Origin of the sequence: Mesorhizobium sp. KR2-14 (genome assembly GCF_040049255.1) — a bacterium.
GTDB lineage: Bacteria > Pseudomonadota > Alphaproteobacteria > Rhizobiales > Rhizobiaceae > Pseudaminobacter.
This window is the reverse complement of the sequence record NZ_JBDZDR010000006.1, coordinates 63,962-84,128: the sequence shown is the minus strand read 5'-3', so window position 1 is coordinate 84,128 and position 20,167 is coordinate 63,962. Positions and strand designations below refer to the sequence as shown.

Sequence of the window (20,167 nt, the reverse complement as noted above, 5' to 3'; positions counted from 1 at the left end):
TTCACTGCACTTTGTCTTCGCGAGGTAGTGCTGGCGCAGGCCCACTGCAAGCCTGCATTGCGCCACAGGCGCGGCAATGGCCGGGTGATCGCGCGTTTGTTATTACGTGCCGGACATGTTGTCCCCGTAAGCCCTTCTTCACGTGATACGTAGAGGACGAGACGACCCCACAATCGTGCATTGGAGCTTTGAGGAAAATGTCCAATGTTCACTCCGCTGCTGACCATCCCGCACGATCTCAACGCCAAAGTCCCGATCGCCGCGATTTTCTGTACATCGCCACGGCGTGCGCCGGCGTGGTGGGCGCGGCCGCCGCCCTGTGGCCGTTCATTGATCAGATGAACCCGGATGCCAGTGCACGCGCCAGTGGCGGGCCGATCGATGTGGACGTGTCAAAGATAGCGCCCGACCAGCAGATCACGGTGCGCTGGCGCGGAATGCCGGTTTTCATCAGCGACCGGCCGGCCGCCGCGCTCCAGACCCTGCGCAACGCGGATCTGCTGGCGGAGCTTTCCGATCCGGATTCTACAGTGAACCAGCAGCCGCCCTATGCCACGAACTGGTCGCGTTCGGCCAATCCGCGCTATGCCGTTCTGGTTGGGGTCTGCACGCACCTGGGATGCATTCCGGTGTTCCGACCCGAGGCCGAGCCGGGCAATGTCTGGTTCGGAGGCTATTTCTGCCCGTGCCACGGGTCCAAATATGACCTGGCCGGCCGCGTGTTCAAGAATGTGCCGGCTCCCTACAACTTGCCCGTTCCGCCCTACCATTTCACTTCGGAAACGAACCTGCGGATTGGTGAGAACCCGCCGGGCGAACCCTTCGACTTCAGTTCTATCAGGCAGGTCTGAGGCTGGCCTCGGTTCTACTGCGTTGCGACGAGGCCCGGCTCTATCGGCCACAGCCATCCGCCGCCAAGCGCCTGGAACAGGCTGACGCAGGCGAGCATCCGGTTCAGCCGCACTTGCACGAGGTTGGTCTCGGCGGTGAACAGGGTCTGTTGCGTCTGCAGCACGTTGATGAGGCTGACGGTGCCGCCGAGCAGCTGGGCTTCCGCCACCTCGAAGGCCTTGCGCGAATTGGTCACGACGTCCTTCTGAAGCCGTTCCTGGATCGTGGTCTGCTCCAGCGCCACCAGCGCCTTCTCCACATCGGAAAAGGCGGAAAGAATGGCCCTGCGATAGGCCTGCAGGCTCTGCAGCTGCACGCCCCGCGCCTGCTGCAACTGGCTCTCCAGCAGAAAGCCGTCGAAGATCGGCTGGGTGACGGTTGCCATCAGCGTGTAGTACCAGGCCCCCCGTGTGAACAGCTTTCTCAAGGACATGCTCTGGAAGCCGGTCGTCCCGGTCAGCTCGATCTGCGGCAGGAAGGCGGCCCGGGCGGCTTCGACGCTGAAATTGGACGCCGCAAGCTGCGCCTCCGCCTGGCGGATGTCGGGCCGCTGGTTGACGATTTCCGACGGCAGGCCGGGGGTCACGCGCGGCACGGTGATCTGGTTCAGGCTGCTGCCCTTGACGGTGAAGCCGGCGGGCGCGCTCGCAAGCAGGAAGGCGAGGGCTGCGATGTTCTGCTTCAGCGTCACTTCCAGCGGCGGGATCGACGCGCGCACGGTGGCGACGAGTGCTGCCTGCTGCGAAAGGTCCAGCTGCGAGGCCGTGCCGGCGTTGAACTGCTTCTGGACCAGGTCGAGAATGCGGCTAGACGCGGCAAGATTTTGCCGCGCCACGCGCAGCTGGTCGCGTGCGGCCAGGATCTGGAAATAGGTGTTGGCCACGCTCGTCACGACGGTGAGCGTGACGATCTCGCGGTTGAACCGGCTCGCCGCAGCGCTCTCGGCGGCGGAGAACAGGGTGGCGTGGTTCTTGCCCCAGAAGTCGAGCATGTAGCTGGCGGTCAGCCCGACATTGTAGAGCGAGAAGGTTTGCGCCGGCAGGGTTCTGGTGGCCGACTGGCGCAACCGTTCGGCGCTGGCCGTGCCGGTCAGGCTCGGCAGCAATGGCGCGCCGGCAATGCCCACCTGCGCGTCGGCCTGGACGATCTGCGCCACTGCAATCGCGACGTCCAGGTTCGAGAACTGTGCCTCCTGGATAAGGGTCGTCAGTTCCTCGGAGCGGAAACCGCGCCACCAGTCCAACGCGGGCACGGCCGCTTCGACATCCTTCTTGGGGCCATTCTCGTAGGCGCCAGGAATATCGATCGCCGCAAGAGGCTTTTCAGAGCCGAGGATGCAGCCGGACAGCGAAAGCCCCATCAGGCCCACCGACAGGATACGGCAAAACCGCTTGCCATTGCGGCAAAGGTGCTCCGGAACATTGGTGAGGACTGACTTGCAAGCAATGCCACGCATTCGATGCCCAGACAGGGTTCGCCGCCCATGTAACCCCAACGCGCTCGACTGCTCGCTGAGTATCAATTCATGCTCGACCAATTGTCGAGCCTAAGCGTAACTTGTAAACAATGCTTACGCCAATGGGTGCGGCAAGTATTAGCCCCGATTATCCCCGGCCAACTTGCGTCATTCGCCGGGCAGCGGCCGCGGCTGCACTGGGGCGGCAGGCTTGCGAAGACCCTGCGCCCACAGCCGGAACCGGTCGATATAGATATAGATCACCGGTGTGGTGTAGAGCGTCAGCAACTGGCTGAGGATCAGGCCGCCCACTATGGCGATGCCGAGCGGCTGGCGAAGTTCGCTGCCTTCGCCGATGCCGATCGCCAGCGGCACCGCGCCGAGCATCGCGGCCATGGTCGTCATCATGATCGGCCGGAAGCGCAGCAGGCAGGCCTGGTAGATCGCGTCGCGCGAGGATTTTCCTTCGTTGCGCTCGGCGTCGAGCGCAAAGTCGATCATCATGATGGCGTTCTTCTTGACGATGCCGATGAGCAGGATGACGCCGATCAGCGCCATCACGCTGAACTCGAGCCTGAAGGCCGACAGCGCCAGCAGCGCGCCGACGCCGGCCGAGGGCAGGGTGGACAGGATGGTCAGCGGATGGGCGTAGCTTTCGTAGAGAATGCCCAGCACCACATAGACCGCAACCAGTGCCGCCAGGATCAGCAGGGGCTGGTTTGCCAGCGACTCCTGGAAGACCCGCGCCGTTCCCTGGAAGCTTCCGCGGATCGAAGGCGGCATGCCGATGCGTTCCTTGGCTGCGTCGATGACCGCGACGGCCTCGCTCAGCGCGACTCCGGGTGCGAGGTTGAAGGAGATCGTCGCCGCCGCGAACAGGCCCTGGTGGTTGACGGCAAGGGGCGTGCTGCCCGGTGCATAATGGGCGACGGCCGAAAGCGGGATCATGTTTTCGGCGCGGGTGCTGACCGCCGTGCCGGTCGAGGCTATGCCCTTTCCGACATTGCCGATCGAATTGGTCGCCAGGTTGCGCGCCGCATCCGCCGCGGCGGGGGAGGGAGGGGCGGCGCCGCGCCTGGGCGAAACGAAGGTCCCGGCCACGGCGTTGGTGGCCTGCGATCCGCTGACGCCGCCGCCGGATGTGCTCACAAAGACCTGTCTCAGCGTCTCCGGGTTCTGCCAGTATTGCGGCGACACCTCCATGACCACGTGATACTGGTTGCGCGCCACATAGATGGTCGAGACCTGGCGCTGGCCGAAGGCGTCGTAGAGCGTGTTGTCGATCTGGCTCACGGTGATGCCCAGACGAGCGGCCGTGTCGCGATCGATGACGACATTGGTTTCGAGGCCCTTGTTCTGCTGGTCGCTGCTGACGTCGGTGAGCTTCGGTTCCGCCTGCAGGGCAGCGGTCAGCCTGGGCGCCCATTCGTTGAGTTCGCCAAAGGTGTCGCCCTGCAGCGTGTATTGATACTGGGCGTTCGACTGCCGGCCGCCCACGCGTATGTCCTGCACGGCTTGCAGGTAGAGCGTTGCGCCGGACACTGCCCCAAGCTTTCGCCGCAGCCGGGCGATCACCTCGTCGGCCGAGATCTTGCGTTCGGCCAGCGGCTTCAGCGAAATATACATGAAGCCGGAATTGGTCTGCCCGCTCCCGGTGAAGCCGACGGCGGTGTCCACGGCGGGGTCGCTCTTCACGATGTCGACGAACTGGGCGAGCTTCTTCGACATCAGCTGGAAGGATATCGCCTGATCCGCCTGGATCGACCCGGTGAGCCGCCCGGTGTCCTGCTGCGGGAAGAAGCCTTTGGGAATGGTGACGTAGAGGTAACCGTTCAGGCACAGCATGGCCAGGAGCACCAGCAGGACGAACCGCGGATGCGCGAGCGCCCAGCCCAGCGACCGGCGATAGCCGCCCAGCATGGCCGCGAATGCCCGCTCGCTGGCCCGGTAAAGCCGCCCATGCCGGCGCTGGTCCTGCCGGCGCAGCAATATGGAGCACATCATCGGCGTGGTGGTGAGCGATATGGCAAGCGAGATCAGGACCGCCGTCGACAGCGTGACCGCGAATTCGCGGAACAGCCGCCCGACCAGCCCGCCCATCAGCAGTATGGGAATGAAGACGGCAATGAGCGACAGGCTCATCGACAGGACGGTGAAGCCGACCTCGCGGGCGCCGCGCATCGCAGCCTTCATCGGCGTCAGTCCCGCGGCGGTGTGGCGGGAAATGTTCTCCAGCACCACGATGGCATCGTCCACCACGAAGCCGGTGGCCACCGTCAGCGCCATCAGCGACAGGTTGTCGATGCTGAAGCCCAGCAGGTACATCACCCCCAGCGTGCCGATGAGCGAAACCGGCACCGCCACGATCGGCACCAGCGTGGCGCGCGCATCGCGCAGGAAGGCGAAGACCACCACGATCACCAGCCCGATGGCGATCATCAGCGTGATCTGCACCTCCTTCAGCGAAGCGCGGATGGTGGTCGACCGGTCCATCATCACGGCGAGGTCGACCGCCGGCGGGATCGAGGCGCGCAGGAACGGCAGCAGCGATTTCACCCGGTCGACGGTGGCGATGATGTTGGCGTTGGGCGAACGGAACAGGATGAGCAGCACCGCAGGCTTGCCGTTGGCGAGGCCGGCATTGCGGATGTTCTCCACCGCGTCGTTGACCTGCCCAACCTCCGACATGCGCAGCGGCGCGCCGTTGCGATAGCCGATGATCAGCGAGCGGTAGGCTTCCGCCTCGTTCGCCTGATCGTTGGCGTAGATCTGGTAGCGCTGGTCGCCGACGTCTATCGCGCCCTTGGGGCTGTGGGCGTTTGCCGAGGCAAGTGCTGCGCGCACGTCTTCCAGTCCGACGGCATATTTGTAGAGCGCCTGCGGGTTCAGCTCCACGCGCACCGCGGGCAGCGAACTGCCGCCCACGATCACCTCGCCTATGCCATCCACCTGGGAGAGCTTCTGCGCCAGAATGGTGCTGGCGGCGTCATAGACCTTTCCCTTCGGCAGTATGTCGGAAGTGAGCGCAAGCACCATGATCGGCGCGTCGGCGGGGTTGACCTTGCGATAGGTCGGGTTGGTTCGCAGGCTCGTCGGCAGATCGGCGCGCGCGGCGTTGATCGCGGCCTGCACATCGCGGGCGGCGCCGTCGATGTCGCGGTTGAGGCCGAATTGCAGCGTCACGCGCGTATTGCCCAGCGTGCTGGTCGAGGTCATCTCGGTCACGTCGGCGATTTCGCCGAGATGGCGTTCCAGCGGGCTGGCAACGGTGGTTGCGACCACTTCCGGGCTGGCGCCGGGAAGCGTCGCCTGCACCGAGATGACGGGATAGTCCACTTGCGGCAGCGGCGAAACCGGCAGCAGCGGGTAGGCCACCAGCCCGGTCGCCAAGAGGCCGATGGTCAGCAGGGTGGTGGCGACCGGGCGCCGGATGAAGGGGGCCGACAGGTTCATGGCCGGCCGCCCACGCCCTGCGCCTCGCCGGCCTGCGGCCGAGCACCCCGAAGGCGTGCCGCAAGCCGGTCGAACCAGAGATAGATCACCGGCGTGGTGAACAGCGTCAGCACCTGGCTCACCAGCAGGCCGCCGACGATGGAGACGCCCAGCGGGTGCCTGAGCTCGGAGCCGACGCCAGTGCCCAGCATCAGCGGCAGCGCGCCCAGTATGGCGGCCAGCGTCGTCATCAGGATGGGCCGGAACCTCAGCAGGCAGGCCTGGTAGATGGCCTCGCGCGGCGACTTGCCCTCGTTGCGCTGCGCATCAAGCGCGAAGTCGATCATCATGATCGCGTTCTTCTTGACGATGCCGATCAGCAGGATGATGCCGATGATGGAAATCACGGTCAGGTCCTCGCCGGCCGCCATCAGGGCAAGCAGGGCGCCGATGCCGGCAGACGGCAAGGTCGAAAGGATGGTGATGGGATGGATGAAGCTCTCATAGAGCACGCCCAGCACGATATAGACGGTCACCAGCGCCGCCAGCACCAGGAACAGCTGGTTGGTGAGCGAGGCCTGGAAGGCGCGCGCTGCACCCTGGAAGGTGGTCATCACGCTGATGGGCATGTCGGCCTGCGCCTGCTGGATCGCCTTCACCGCCTCGCCCAGCGAGGCCCCGGGCGCCAGGTTGAAGGAGACGGTGGTGGCCGGAAACTGCCCCATATGGGTGACCTGTAGCGGCGCCGTGCCGGTGCGGGTCTTGGCCAGCACCGACAGCGGCACCGGCGCGCCGCCGGTGGAGGACGGCAGGTAGATCGAGGACAGCGAAGTCAGCGATTGCTGCAGCGAAGGATCGGCTTCAAGTATCACGCGGTACTGGTTGGTCGTGGTGAACACCGTAGAGACGATGCGCTGCCCGAAGGCGTCGTACAGCGCATTGTCGATCGTCGCCGGGGTGATGCCGAAGCGCGCGGCCTGGTCGCGGTCGATGTCGACGAACACCGCCAGCCCGCTTTGCGACAGGTCGCTCGCCACGTCGGCAAGCTGCGGCAGCGAGTTCAGCTTGTCGACCAGCTTTGGCGCCCATTCGGCCAGTTCGTCGCCATTGGCGTCCTGCAGCACGAACTGGTACTGCGTGCGGCTCACCGTGCCGTCGATCGTGAGGTCCTGAACGGGCTGCATGTAGAGCGTGATGCCGGGAAGCGAGGCGGTGCTGGCCTTCAGGCGGCGCATCACCTCGGTGATGTTGGAGCCGCGCTGTTCGTGCGGCTTCAGGTTGATCAGGATGCGGCCGACATTGAGCGTGTTGTTGGTGCCATCGACCCCGATGAAGGACGACAGGCTTTCGACGTCCGGGTCCTTGAGGATTATGCCGGCGACCGCCTGCTGCCGCTCCGCCATCGAGCTGTAGGAAACCGACTGGGGTGCTTCGGTGATGGCCTGTATCATGCCGGTGTCCTGAACCGGAAAGAAGCCCTTCGGGATCACGATATAGAGCGCGACGGTCAGCACGAGGGTGGCCAGCGCAATCAACAGCACCAGGGGCTGGTGGTTGAGCACTCTCGTGAGAAGGCGCCCATAGCCACGGATCACCCAGTCGAAAAAGTTGCGGCTTGCCCGCTGCAGCGCATTTTCGTGCACGGCCGAGATCGGCTTCAGCAGCTTGGCGCATGCCATCGGAACCAGGGTCAGCGACACAACGGCCGAGATGAGGATGGTGGTCGACAGCGTAATGGCGAATTCGCGGAACAGCCTGCCCACGATGTCGCTCATGAACAGCAGCGGTATCAGCACGGCGATCAGCGACACGGTCAGCGAAATGATGGTGAAGCCGATCTGCTCGGAGCCGATCAGCGCCGCTTCCTGCGGCGAGTAGCCTTCCTCGATGTAGCGCGAGATGTTCTCGATCACCACGATGGCGTCGTCCACCACGAAGCCCGTCGCAATCGTCAGCGCCATGAGCGAGAGATTGTCCAGGCTGTAGCCGAACAGATACATGATGCCCAGCGTGCCCACGAGCGAAAGCGGCACGGAAAGGCTGGGGATCAGCGTTGCGCGGGCGCTGCGCAGGAACACGAAGATGACCAGCACCACGAGTATGACGGCGAGCGTCAGCTCGTATTCCACGTCGCGCACCGAGGCGCGGATGGTGGTGGTGCGGTCTGTCAGCACGGCGACGTTGACCGCGCTGGGCAGCGAAGCCTGCAGTTGCGGCAGCAGCGCCTTGATGCGGTCCACTACCTGGATGACGTTGGCGCCCGGCTGGCGCTGGATGTTGAGGATGATCGCGGGCGTGGTGTTCATCCATGCGCCGAGCTTGTTGTTCTCGGTGCCGTCTATCACCGTGGCCACGTCGGTCAGCCGCACCGCCGCCCCGTTCTTGTAGGCGACGATCAGCGAGTCATATTCCCTTGCGGTCCTGAGCTGGTCGTTGGCATTCACCGAATAGGCCCGCGCCGAGCCGTCGAAGCTGCCCTTCGGCGCATTGACGTTGGCATTCGCCAGCGTGGTGCGCAGATCGTCGATGTTGAGCCCGTAGGCGGCGAGCTTGCGCGGATCGGCCTGCACGCGCACCGCAGGCCGGTGGCCGCCGCTCAGCGTCACCAGGCCGACACCGGGAAGCTGCGAAATCTTCTGGGCAAGCCGGGTGTCGGCCAGTTCCTGCACCTGGCGCAGCGGCATCGTCTCCGAAGTCAGGCCCAGCGTCAGCACCGGCGCGTCGGCGGGGTTCACCTTGGCGTAGATCGGCGGGGCCGGCAGGTCCGACGGCAGCAGGTTGCCCGTGGCATTGATCGCCGCCTGCACCTCCTGCTCGGCGACGTCGAGCGAGATCGAGAGGTTGAACTGCAGCGTGATCACCGAGGCCCCGGCCGAGCTCACCGAGTTCATCTGGTTGAGGTTGGGAATCTGCCCGAGCTGGACCTCGAGCGGTGCGGTGATGGAAGACGTCATCACGTCGGGGCTGGCGCCGGGATAGAAGGTCTGGACCTGGATGGTCGGATAGTCGACCTGGGGCAGGGCCGATACGGGCAGGAAGCGGAACGCCACTATTCCGGACAGCAGGATTGCGACCATCAACAGCGATGTTGCCACCGGCCGAAGAATGAAGGGTCGCGACGGGTTCATTTCGTGTGACGATTCCCTCCATGTCGCTGTCCGCCCTGCGGCCTCTCCGGCGGGGGCGGGGTGACATCGGGCTTGGGCAGGTCCTGCTGGGCCTGCGCGGGGCTCGCGGCCTGTTCCTGCTCGTGCACCCTCACGGGCGCGCCCTCGCGCAGCTTGTCGGCACCGTCCACCACCACGCGGTCGCCCGGCGCGAGGCCCGAGACAACCTCGGCGCGCTCGCGATCGATCGCGCCCAGCGCGATCTTCCTGACCGTCACGGTGTCGTTGGAATTGATGACATAAGCGAAGGTTCCGGGCACGCCGTGCTGGATCGCGGCAGTCGGCATGACGGCCACGTTCTTGTGCTCGTTTAACAGCAGCACCGCGTTGACGAACTGGTTCGGATAAAGGATGCGGTTGGCGTTGTCGAAGAACGCCCGCAGCTTGATCGTGCCGGTCGAGGGGTCGATCTGGCTGTCGAAGGTCTGCAACACGCCTTCGGCCAGCTTCGTGGTGCCGGTACGGTCATAGGCCGTCACGGGCAGTTGCGCGCCCTGCTGCACGCGCTGGGAGATCGCCGGCAACTGGTCTTCCGGCACGGTGAAAAGAACGCTGATGGGCTGGATCTGGGTGATGACGACGATGCCGGCAGGGTCGCCGGGGGTCACGTAGTTTCCCGGATCGATCTGGCGCAGGCCCGTGCGGCCATCCAGCGGCGACAGGATGCGGCAATAGCCGAGATTGACGGTGGCGGCCTCCACCAGTGCCTTGTCGGCCTCGACGGTGCCCTGATATTGCCCGACAAGTGCCGTCTGGGTGTCGAGGGTCTGTCGCGCCACCGCGTTCTGGGCCGCCAGGCCCTGGTAGCGCTTGAGGTCGACCTGCGCGCCCTTCAGAAGCGCTTCATCCCGGGCCAGCTGGCCCTGGGCCTGCTGCAGCGCTGCCTCGAAGGGCCGGGGGTCGATCTGCGCCAGCAGGTCTCCCTTCTTGACGTCCTGCCCCTCCTGGAAATCCACCTGGGTGAGCAGGCCGCTGACCTGGGGCCTGACCACCACCGTGTTCATCGACGTCACCGTGCCGAGGGCACTGACGGTGACGTTGATGTTGCCGGTCTGCACGGTGGCCGCCCCGACCGACACCGGCTGCTCGGCACGGCTGGGGGCTGGCGGTTTCTCGGCCAGGGGCAGCCTTTGCCACCAGAGGCCCCCCGCGATCGCCAGCAACACCACGAAGACAAACCAAAGCCAGCCGCTGCGCGAGCCCGGCCTGGTCAGTTCCGGTCGCTCAACAATGCGCTCTTCGGGCTCTCGAAGCTGATCCATGGCAACGCATCGCACAAGATCGGTCGGCACGAAGGATAATCAAGGCCGCCGATACAAGGACTTTTGTGCCGCCGCAGCGCTCCTGCAAGGGGGTCACCGTTTCGTGATCGCGCGGCCGCGGCGGGGGTGCCGCGATTTTGATGGGGGGGCATATTGACATAAAGATATCTTTATGTGACGAGAGGTCGCTCTGGAAACTGGAATTGTCGCAAATGAATTCGCTTGATGCCCTGTTCGGGCCCGTCGCCGAAACCTCTCGTGGGGCCGAGGTTCTCGCCGCACTGACGAAAGCTGCGCGCGAACGCATCCTCATTCTCGACGGCGCCATGGGCACGCAGATCCAGGGACTGGGCTTCGACGAGGGCCATTTTCGCGGCGACCGTTTTGGCGGCTGCGCCTGCCACCAGCAGGGCAACAACGACCTGCTGATCTTGACCCAGCCCGCCGCGATCGAGGAGATCCACTACCAATACGCCATCGCAGGCGCCGACATCATCGAGACCAACACCTTCTCGTCCACCCGCATCGCCCAGGCCGACTACGGCATGGAGGACATGGTCTACGAGCTGAACCGCGACGGCGCGCGGCTGGCGCGGCGGGCGGTGCTGCGGGCCGAGCAGGAGGACGGCAAGCGCCGCTTCGTGGCCGGCGCGCTGGGGCCCACCAACCGCACGGCGTCGATCTCGCCGGACGTCAACAATCCTGGCTACCGCGCCGTCACCTTCGATGATCTGCGCCTTGCCTATGCCGAGCAGCTGCGCGGCCTGATCGATGGCGGCGCCGACCTGATCCTGATCGAGACCGTCTTCGATACGCTCAACGCCAAGGCGGCGGTGTTTGCGTGCAACGAGGTCTTTGCCGAGAAGGGCGTCGAACTGCCCATCATGATTTCCGGCACGATCACCGACCTTTCCGGCCGCACGCTTTCGGGCCAGACGCCCACCGCCTTCTGGCACTCGCTGCGCCATGCAAACCCCTTCACCTTCGGGCTGAACTGCGCTCTGGGTGCGGCCGCCATGCGCGAGCACCTGGCCGAGATCTCGGACGTGGCCGACACCTTCACCTGCGCCTATCCCAATGCCGGCCTGCCCAATGAATTCGGAGGCTATGACGAAAGCCCGGAATTCATGGCCGAGCAGATCGAGGAGTTCGCCCGCGAGGGGCTGGTGAACGTGGTGGGCGGCTGCTGCGGCTCGACGCCCGAGCACATTCGCGCCATCGCCGAGGCGGTGAAGAAATATCCGCCGCGCCAGGTGCCCGAGCACAAGCCGCTGATGAAGCTGTCCGGCCTCGAGCCGTTCACGCTCACGCCGGAAATTCCCTTCGTCAATGTCGGCGAGCGCACCAACATCACCGGCTCGGCCCGGTTCCGCAAGCTGATCACGGCGGGCGACTATGCAGCCGGGCTTGAGGTCGCGCGCGACCAGGTCGCCAATGGCGCGCAGATCATCGACGTCAACATGGACGAGGGCCTGATCGATTCAAAACGGGCCATGGTCGAGTTCCTCAACCTGATCGCGGCCGAGCCGGACATCGCCCGCGTGCCAATCATGATCGACAGCTCCAAATGGGAGGTGATCGAGGCCGGGCTGAAATGCGTGCAGGGCAAGCCGGTCGTCAACTCGATCTCGATGAAGGAAGGCGAGGAAGCCTTTCTCCACCACGCCAAACTGGTGCACGCCTATGGTGCGGCGGTCGTCGTCATGGCCTTTGACGAGGCCGGCCAGGCCGACACGAGGGAGCGCAAGGTCGCGATCTGCACCCGCGCCTACAAGCTCCTGACCGAGAAGGCAGGCTTTGCGCCCGAGGACATCATCTTCGATCCCAACATCTTTGCAGTCGCCACCGGCATCGAGGACCACAATGGCTACGGCGCGGCCTTCATCGAAGCGGCCGGCGAGATCACCCGCACCCTGCCGCATGTCCACGTCTCGGGCGGCGTGTCGAACCTGTCCTTCTCGTTCCGCGGCAACGAACCGGTGCGCGAGGCGATGCACGCGGTGTTCCTCTACCACGCCATCCAGGCGGGGATGGACATGGGCATCGTCAATGCCGGCCAACTGGCCGTGTACGAATCCATCGATCCCGAGCTGCGCGAGGCCTGCGAGGACGTCATCCTCAACCGCGTGCCGAAGGATGGCGGCAACGCCACCGAGCGCCTGCTGGAACTGGCCGAGCGCTTCAAGGGCGCGGGCGGCAGGGAAGCCAGGGAAAAGGACCTGGCCTGGCGCGAATGGCCGGTGGAAAAGCGGCTGGAGCATGCGCTGGTCAACGGCATCACCGAGTTCATCGAGGCCGACACCGAGGAGGCCCGGCAGAATGCCGAGCGTCCGCTCCACGTGATCGAGGGGCCGCTGATGGCCGGCATGAACGTCGTCGGCGATCTGTTCGGCTCGGGCCGGATGTTCTTGCCGCAGGTGGTCAAGTCGGCCCGCGTCATGAAGCAGGCGGTCGCCGTGCTCTTGCCCTACATGGAGGCCGAGAAGGCGGCCAATGGCGGCAACGGTGCGCGCGAGAGCGCCGGCAAGATCGTCATGGCGACCGTGAAGGGCGATGTCCACGACATCGGCAAGAACATCGTCGGCGTCGTGCTGGCCTGCAACAACTACGAGATCATCGATCTTGGCGTCATGGTGCCGGCCTCGAAGATCCTCGAGACCGCGCGCGAACATAAGGCCGACATCATCGGACTGTCCGGGCTGATCACGCCTTCGCTGGACGAGATGGTGCATGTCGCCACCGAGATGGAGCGTGAAGGCTTCGACATTCCGCTTCTGATCGGCGGCGCCACCACCAGCCGCGTGCACACGGCGGTGAAGATCCACCCGAAATACGAACGCGGCCAGACGGTCTATGTCACCGATGCAAGTCGCGCGGTCGGCGTCGTCTCCACGCTTCTGTCGCCGGAGGCGAAGGGCGGCTACGTGGACGCAACACGGGCGGAGTACAGGAAAGTCGCCGAGGCCCATGCGCGCAGCGAGGCGGAAAAGCAGCGGCTGCCGCTGGTAAAGGCGCGGGCCAACGCCCACCGCATCGACTGGTCGGGCTACGAGCCGCCGCGGCCTTCCTTCCTCGGCACGCGTGTTTTCGAGGACTGGGACCTGGCCGAGCTTTCCCGCTATATCGACTGGACGCCCTTCTTCCAGACCTGGGAATTGAAGGGGCGCTTTCCGAAGATCCTGGAGGACGAAAAGCAGGGCCACGCCGCCCGCCAGCTCTTCGAAGACGCGCAGGCGATGCTGGAAAGGATCGTTGCGGAAAAATGGTTCGCGCCGAAGGCCGTCATCGGCTTCTGGCCCGCCAATGCGGTGGGCGACGATATCCGGCTGTTTGCCGACGGCGACCGGGAGAGGGAGCTCGCCACCTTCTTCACGCTGCGCCAGCAGCTTTCCAAGCGCGACGGCAGGGCCAATGTGGCGCTGTCCGACTTCGTCGCGCCTCTGGAAACCGGCAAGCCCGACTATCTCGGCGGCTTCGTGGTCACGGCCGGCATCGAGGAGGTGGCCATAGCCAAGCGCTTCGAGCGCGCCAATGACGATTACTCGTCTATCCTGGTGAAGGCGCTGGCCGACCGCTTTGCCGAGGCGTTCGCCGAGCGAATGCATGAGCGCGTGCGCAGAGAGTTCTGGGGCTATGCGCCCCAGGAAAACCTTTCCGGCGATGAGCTCATCGGCGAGACCTATCGGGGCATCCGCCCGGCGCCGGGCTACCCGGCCCAGCCCGACCACACCGAGAAGGTGACTCTGTTCCGCCTGCTCGATGCGCAGAAGCGGGTAGGCGTCAGCCTGACCGAGAGCTATGCCATGTGGCCCGGCTCATCCGTCTCCGGCCTCTATCTGGCCCATCCCGAAAGCTATTATTTCGGCGTCGCCAAGGTCGAGCGCGACCAGGTCGAGGACTATGCAAGGCGCAAGGGCATGGCGGTTGCCGAGGTGGAGCGCTGGCTGGGGCCGATCCTGAACTACGTGCCGGTTCGGACCGCCGAGAGCGTCGCCTAGCACAGCGTCGCCCGCTGCATCATTGCGATTGCTGGCCGGGGGCTGTCGCCCCCGTCATGCGCGCGCGGTCAGGTCCTTGCGCAGCGAGTGGAACAGGCCCTTCAGCCCGGTGTCGGAAACGGCTTCCGTCGCCTCGGTCAGGTCGTGCCAGCGCCGCTTGCGCTCGGCGCGTTCCGGCCAGTGCACCAGCGTACCCCGAACCTGCAGGCCGTACAGCACCACCGAGCAGAGGGCCTGCGAGCCGTCCTTGAGCGTCTTGAGGTAGTCATAGGTGCCGATCGGCTCTGGATCGATGTCTCCGAACACGCCGGCCTCCTCGAAGGCCTCGCGCATGGCCGCGTGCCTCGGGCTCTTGCCCTTGACCGGCCAGCCCTTCGGCACCAGCCAGCGCTTGGTCTCGCGCGAGGTGATCAGCAGCACCTTGACCCCGCCGCGCCGGCTCACGCGCCAGGGCAGCGCGCCGTACTGAAGCAGGCTCTCCGCTGCACTCGGCGCGGCTGAATGTTGTCTTGCCAGTGCTGTCATCGGCAGCCCTCGCCGGAAATCCCGGAGGCGTATCCCTCAGCGGAAACAGACAGGCCAGGCGCGAAAGGCCGCGGCATCACCGGCGGGTGCTGGCGGTGAGCGCACCAGGGGCAGCGAACCGCCGCGCGCGGCAGGCCGCGGTGGCAGAACTTGCATTTCGGAAAGGCATAGGAAGTGATCATCTTCGGCTCCGGGCGGCGCGAGAAAATCGCGCAAGGTTCCACCGCAATTCGGTTCGAAAAGGTGGTCCCGGAGCGGAAGGTTCTGTGCGGTATTCAGTCCATCATGAAGCCGCTCCGGGAGAAGACATGCGCTTCTCCGGCCAGCCTCGAAATCATGATGAAGGTTTTCATGCACATGACTTCAATATAGTTGAAAGCAAAAGAAATACAAGGGCATGGACGGGTGGCGGTGGGTGACGGGGGCTTCTTGTCGCGCCATGGCGGGATTTCACATTTCTCCGCGCGCGACGATGCCTTCAGGCGACAGGCCAGGCGGGCTGGAGCCGTTTTCCGGCTTTGAAATCGATTTGCACATGGCAAATCTTGCCTTATTGAGATTGCGGGTTTTCCGGCGAACGCGGCCGGGCCCGCCGCATAGGAGAGGAGCCTTTTCGTGATGTCAGAACAAGCGGGTGCGATGAAAGCCGATGTGATCGTCATCGGCGGCGGCATTGCCGGCGCCTCCATCGGCTATTGGCTGGCGCCGCATGTGAAGACCGTTCTTCTCGAGCGCGAGAGCCAGCCGGGCTATCACTCCACCGGGCGTTCGGCCGCCCTGTTCAGCGAAAGCTACGGCACGCAACAGGTGCGCGCGCTGACCCTGGCCAGCAGGGCTTTTCTCGAAGCCACCCCGGCCGGCTTCGCCGAGTTCCCCATCCTGTCGCCGCGCGGCGCGCTGGTCGTTGCTTCGGCCGACAAGGCGCACATGCTGGACGAGCAAGAGGAAATCATCCGCGCCGTCAGCACCACGGGTTCGCGCCTCGACGCCGCAGCCGTGCAGGCAATGGTCCCGGTGCTCCGGCCCGAAATGGCGGTGGGCGGCGTCTACGATCCGGACTCGGCCGACATGGATGTGCATGCGCTGCACCAGGGCTATCTGCGCGGCCTGCGCCAGGCGGGCGGCACGGTCATGTGCAATGCCGAGGTGACAGCCGCCGAGCGCTCCGGCGCCGACTGGCGCGTCGTCGCCTCCGGCAAGGAATATGTCGCCCCCATCGTGGTGAACGCTTCCGGCGCGTGGGGCGACGAGCTGGGCCGCCTGTTTGGCGCGGAACCGCTGGGGCTCGAGCCGCGCCGGCGCAGCGCCTTCATCTTCGCGCCGCCCGCCGGCATGGACATCTCGCGCTGGCCGATGGTCATGGACGCCGAGGAGAACTGCTATGTGAAGCCCGATGCGGGCATGCTGCTCGGCTCGCCCGCCAATGCCGACCCGACCGCGCCGCAGGACGTGCAGCCGGAAGATCTCGACATCGCCATGGGCATCTATCGCATCGAGGAGATGACCACGCTCACCGTCGGCCGTCCGGCCCGCGTCTGGGCGGGCTTGCGCTCCTTCGTCGGCGACGGTGACCTCGTCGGCGGCTTCGACCCGAAGGTTGCGGGTCTGTTCTGGGTCGTCGCCCAGGGCGGCTATGGCATCCAGACCTCGGCGGCGATGGGCGAGGCCTGTGCTTCGCTGGTGCGCGGGCTGCCGCTGCCGGCCCGCATCGCCGATTTCGGCCTCGACGAGGCCAAGCTCGGCCCGGCGCGCCTGAAAGGGTTGCGGGCGGCCGGCTGAGGCTTGACTGATACTCCGGTTTGGTGCGACGCGCTTGGGAGCGTAACACCGCCGCAGCTGCCGCGGGTCGCCATGAGGCGGCCGCGAAGCTTCGGCCGAAACTTCCGGGGTTCAGCATGGCCAATCCGATCTATGACGCGCTTGTCGGCATTCACCGCGACAACGCCAAACCGTTCCTTCATCTCGCCGACGGAACGGCGATCAGCCATGCCGGCTTCGCATCGCTTGTCGGCCGCATCGCGGCCGTGCTGCGGGCGCAGGGCGTGGAAGCCGGTGATCGCGTCGCCGTCCATGCTGCCAAGACGCCGGAAACGCTTGCGCTGTTCTTCGGCTGCGCGCAGGTCGGCGCGGTCTTCCTGCCGCTCAACACTGCCTACACGCTCGACGAGGTGAGCTTCTTCCTCGGCGATGCCGAGCCGAAGCTGTGCGTCTGCGCGCCGGAAGAGGAGGCCGACATCGCCGCGCTGCTGGAGGGCAGGGGTCGCACGCTTTCCATCTCGGCCGACAGCACCGGAAGCTTTGCCGACGCGATCGCGGCCGCAGAACCCCTCACGACGGTGACCGACCGGGGCGACGACGACCTCGCCGCGCTGCTCTACACCTCCGGCACCACCGGGCGCTCCAAGGGCGCCATGCTCACCCAGAACAATCTTCTGTCCAACACGCGCGCGCTGGCGGCCGAATGGCGCTTCACGGCTGACGACGTGCTGATCCACGCCCTGCCAATCTTCCACACGCATGGCCTGTTCGTGGCCACCAATGTCATGCTGGCGGTGGGCGGCAGCATGATCTTCCACCAGGCGTTCAAGGCCGACGCCATTCTTGACGACCTGCCGCGCGCGACCGCGCTGATGGGCGTGCCCACCTTCTACACACGGCTGCTGGCCAGCGACCGCCTCAATCGCGAGCTCGTCAGCCACATGCGCCTCTTCGTCTCCGGCAGCGCGCCGCTGCTTGCCGAGACCCATGTCGAGTTCGAGGCGCGCACCGGCCACCGCATCCTCGAGCGCTACGGCATGACCGAAACCGGCATGAACACCTCCAACCCCTATGAGGGCGAGCGTCGTGCCGGCACCGTCGGCTTCCCGCTGCCGGGCACGGAAATCCGCATTGCCGATGACAGCGGCCAGCCGCTGCCAAATGGAGAAATCGGCGGCGTCGAGGTGCGCGGGCCCAATGTCTTTGCCGGCTATTGGCGCCTGCCGGAAAAGACCAAAACCGAATTCCGCCAGGACGGCTTCTTCATCACCGGCGATGTCGGCATGATCGATGAAGACGGCTATCTGCACATAGTCGGCCGGGCCAAGGACCTTATCATCTCCGGCGGATTCAACATCTATCCGAAGGAAATCGAGCTGGTGATCGACCAGGTCGAGGGCGTGGTGGAAAGCGCCGTTATCGGCCTTCCTCATGCGGATTTCGGCGAGGCGCCGGTGGCGGTCATCGTGGGCGACGAGACCGCGCGCCCGGCCGTCGAGGCTGCCGTGACGACGTCACTTGCGCGCTTCAAGCAGCCGAAGCGGCTGGTCTTCGTGTCCGAGCTGCCGCGCAACACCATGGGCAAGGTGCAGAAGGCCGAGCTGCGCAAGCAGTTCGGCGACCTGCTGTCGAACTGACCATGAATAAGGCCCCGGCGCAGAAAGCGTCCGGGGCCTGAGTTCAACCGCGGTCAAAAGGGACTGGCTGTGCCCCTAGCTCAGTCCCTGAGCAGGTCGAACATCAGCTTGAAGAAGCGTTCGGCGTCCACCTCATAGGCGATCCGGGCGTTGTCCTTTTCGCCGCGTTCGCCCCAGAAGTCCGCGACCGTGGCGCCGAAGGTGTAGGTGCCGTTCAGATCCACGGCGATGTGGGCCGGGCGGGTCTTCACCAGCGTCGGGTCGATTGCCAGCGCCAGCGCCAGCGGGTCGTGCATGGCACCGCCCACGCCCATCGAGTTGCGGTGCAGCTTCTCGTAGAAGCGCAGCCAGTCGTTGACCAGCTTGCCCAGCGGCGTGTCGATCTTGGCGAGCTCGGCAAATTGCGGCTCCTCGATCAGCACCTGCATCGTCACGTCGAGGCCGACCATGGTGATCGGCACGCCGGAATCCAGCACGATCTTCAGCGCCTCGGGATCGCAATAGGCGTTGAACTCGGTCGGCGTGATGATCTCGCTCTTGCGGTAGAACACGCCGCCCATCCAGATCACTTCCTTGATCTTGGGCAGGACATGCGGGTGCTTCAGCAGCAGGAGCCCGATGTTGGACAGCGGGCCTGTCGCCACCACCAGGGTGGGCTCGGGGCGCGCCAGCAGTTTTTCCGCCAGGAAGTCGACCGCATGCTGGTCGACAGGCTTGATGGTGGCTTGCGGCAGGTAGGGCGAGCCCTCAAGGCCGCTCGGGCCGTCGGCGGTGCCAAGAACCAGCGGCCGCGCCAGCGGGCGGTGGCAGCCGGCCGCGACCGGCACGTCGCCTGCGCCGATATATTCGAGGATGCGCAGGGCGTTCGCCGTCGTCTTTTCCAGCTCGGCATTGCCGCAGGTCGTGGTCACGCCGAGCAGTTCGATGGCCGGCGAACGATGCGCCATCACCAGCGCGATGGCGTCGTCATGGCCGGGGTCGCAGTCGAAGAGAATGGGGGTAGGGGTCATGTCGCTGCCGTTCATGCTGCCCGCTCGTAGCGAGCGATGGTATTCTTGAAGATGTCGAGGAAGCGCCGGCCTTCGAGGTCCGTGCCGATGCGCGTGGTCTTGGGACCGCCGCCGGGCAGGATCTGGAAGCCGCGATAGGCCACCGTCTGGCCGCGGGCCACGCTGCCGTCGGTCAGCACGTCGACGAAGAGCGGCTCGGTCGTGGTCACCAGGTCGGGCTGGAAGGCCAGTGCCACGGTGATCACGTCGTCCATCGGGAAGCCGACGAGGCCGAAGAACTCGCGCCAGATGTCGATATAGATCGGGAACACGTCGGCGATCATGTCGACAACCGGGTTGTCCTTGGCGGTCGCCTGCATGTCGGCAATGTCGTTGCGCGTCAGCATGGAGGTGGCGACGCGGTTGTCCTCGCAGATGTCGAGCGGCACGAGGATCTTCTGCACGTCGGCATTGAGCACGATGCGCGAAGCTTCCGGGTCGGCCCAGATGTTGTACTCGGTCACCGGCGTGATGTTGCCCGGCGTGTGGAAGTTGCCGCCCAGCACCAGCAGGTTCTTCAGCGCCTTGGTCAGCCGCGGCTCCTGCAAGAGCGCCATGGCGGCATTGGTCAGCGGGCCGGTGGTCACCAGCGTGATCTCGCCGGGGTTCGACATCACCGTGTCGATGATGAAGTCGACTGCGTGGCCGGGGGTCGCCTGCCGCTTCGGCGTGGGCGCCGGCGGGTTGAACTTCTTCAGGCGATCGCCGAAGCGTTCGGTCAGCTGCTTCTCGAAATGCACCGGCGCTTCCATGTCGGCCTTGGAATGGCCGACGATCGGCCGCCAGGCACCGGCATAAACGGGAATGTCGTCACGGCCGGCAAGCGACAGCGTGTTGAGCACGACATTGGTCACCTGCTCGATGGGGCCGGCCGCACCGGTCACGGTGGTGATGGCCTCGAGCTTGATGTTGGGGTTTGCCGCGGCAAACAGCACGGCGAGGATGTCGTCGCCCGCCGAATCCACGTCGAGAATAATGCGTTCCATTCGTCA

The 20,167-nt window shown here is 65.4% G+C and carries 12 protein-coding genes; 5 read left to right on the top strand and 7 right to left on the bottom strand.

Going from position 1 to position 20,167, the window contains the following annotated elements:
* Positions 1 to 197 precede the first annotated feature (197 nt).
* A complete protein-coding gene (gene petA / locus ABLE86_RS16230) occupies positions 198 to 851 on the top strand; it encodes a ubiquinol-cytochrome c reductase iron-sulfur subunit (RefSeq protein ID WP_348780006.1) in 654 nt (217 codons plus the stop codon).
* Between the two features lie 14 nt (positions 852 to 865).
* Here the strand turns inward: petA and ABLE86_RS16225 are convergent, their stop codons facing one another.
* The 4 genes from ABLE86_RS16225 to ABLE86_RS16210 all read right to left on the bottom strand — a co-directional run bounded on the left by ABLE86_RS16225 (position 866) and on the right by ABLE86_RS16210 (position 10,208).
* Positions 866 to 2,347, bottom strand: coding sequence for an efflux transporter outer membrane subunit (locus ABLE86_RS16225; RefSeq protein WP_348780005.1), 1,482 nt, complete (start codon positions 2,345 to 2,347; stop codon positions 866 to 868).
* 168 nt (positions 2,348 to 2,515) lie between these two features.
* Positions 2,516 to 5,800, bottom strand: coding sequence for an efflux RND transporter permease subunit (locus tag ABLE86_RS16220; protein WP_348780004.1), 3,285 nt, complete (start codon positions 5,798 to 5,800; stop codon positions 2,516 to 2,518).
* Positions 5,797 to 8,907 (bottom strand): MdtB/MuxB family multidrug efflux RND transporter permease subunit, encoded by a 3,111-nt coding sequence (locus ABLE86_RS16215; RefSeq protein ID WP_348780003.1) that lies wholly within the window; start codon positions 8,905 to 8,907, stop codon positions 5,797 to 5,799. The genes ABLE86_RS16220 and ABLE86_RS16215 overlap by 4 nt, the downstream gene beginning before the upstream one ends.
* On the bottom strand, positions 8,904 to 10,208 hold the full coding sequence (locus ABLE86_RS16210) for an efflux RND transporter periplasmic adaptor subunit (protein ID WP_348780002.1): 1,305 nt from the start codon (positions 10,206 to 10,208) through the stop codon (positions 8,904 to 8,906). Before ABLE86_RS16210 ends, ABLE86_RS16215 begins: the two co-directional genes overlap by 4 nt.
* 212 nt (positions 10,209 to 10,420) lie before the next feature.
* On the opposite strand from ABLE86_RS16210, the gene metH reads away from it, so the two are divergent.
* Positions 10,421 to 14,206, top strand: coding sequence for a methionine synthase (gene metH / locus ABLE86_RS16205; RefSeq protein WP_348780001.1), 3,786 nt, complete (start codon positions 10,421 to 10,423; stop codon positions 14,204 to 14,206).
* A gap of 54 nt (positions 14,207 to 14,260) precedes the next feature.
* Here metH and ABLE86_RS16200 read toward each other — a convergent pair whose 3' ends face one another.
* Positions 14,261 to 14,731 carry an NUDIX hydrolase gene (locus ABLE86_RS16200; protein WP_348780000.1) on the bottom strand — a complete coding sequence of 157 codons (471 nt, stop codon included), beginning with the start codon at positions 14,729 to 14,731 and terminating at the stop codon, positions 14,261 to 14,263.
* A 174-nt stretch (positions 14,732 to 14,905) separates the two neighbouring features.
* Between ABLE86_RS16200 and ABLE86_RS16195 the strand changes: the two genes are divergently transcribed.
* From ABLE86_RS16195 to ABLE86_RS16185, 3 genes are all read left to right on the top strand, one after another.
* Positions 14,906 to 15,103, top strand: coding sequence for a hypothetical protein (locus ABLE86_RS16195; protein WP_348779999.1), 198 nt, complete (start codon positions 14,906 to 14,908; stop codon positions 15,101 to 15,103).
* A gap of 246 nt (positions 15,104 to 15,349) precedes the next feature.
* Positions 15,350 to 16,510 carry an FAD-binding oxidoreductase gene (locus ABLE86_RS16190; RefSeq protein ID WP_348779998.1) on the top strand — a complete coding sequence of 387 codons (1,161 nt, stop codon included), beginning with the start codon at positions 15,350 to 15,352 and terminating at the stop codon, positions 16,508 to 16,510.
* A gap of 116 nt (positions 16,511 to 16,626) precedes the next feature.
* Positions 16,627 to 18,126, top strand: a complete 1,500-nt coding sequence (locus tag ABLE86_RS16185; RefSeq protein WP_348779997.1) for a malonyl-CoA synthase — start codon at positions 16,627 to 16,629, stop codon at positions 18,124 to 18,126.
* 80 nt (positions 18,127 to 18,206) lie between these two features.
* Here the strand turns inward: ABLE86_RS16185 and ABLE86_RS16180 are convergent, their stop codons facing one another.
* Both ABLE86_RS16180 and ABLE86_RS16175 read right to left on the bottom strand, forming a co-directional pair.
* Complete coding sequence (locus ABLE86_RS16180) at positions 18,207 to 19,151, bottom strand: nucleoside hydrolase (RefSeq protein ID WP_348779996.1); 945 nt, start codon at positions 19,149 to 19,151, stop codon at positions 18,207 to 18,209.
* Positions 19,148 to 20,161: a nucleoside hydrolase gene (locus ABLE86_RS16175; protein WP_348779995.1), complete on the bottom strand. Its 1,014-nt coding sequence runs from the start codon at positions 20,159 to 20,161 to the stop codon at positions 19,148 to 19,150. Before ABLE86_RS16175 ends, ABLE86_RS16180 begins: the two co-directional genes overlap by 4 nt.
* Positions 20,162 to 20,167: the final 6 nt, after the last annotated feature.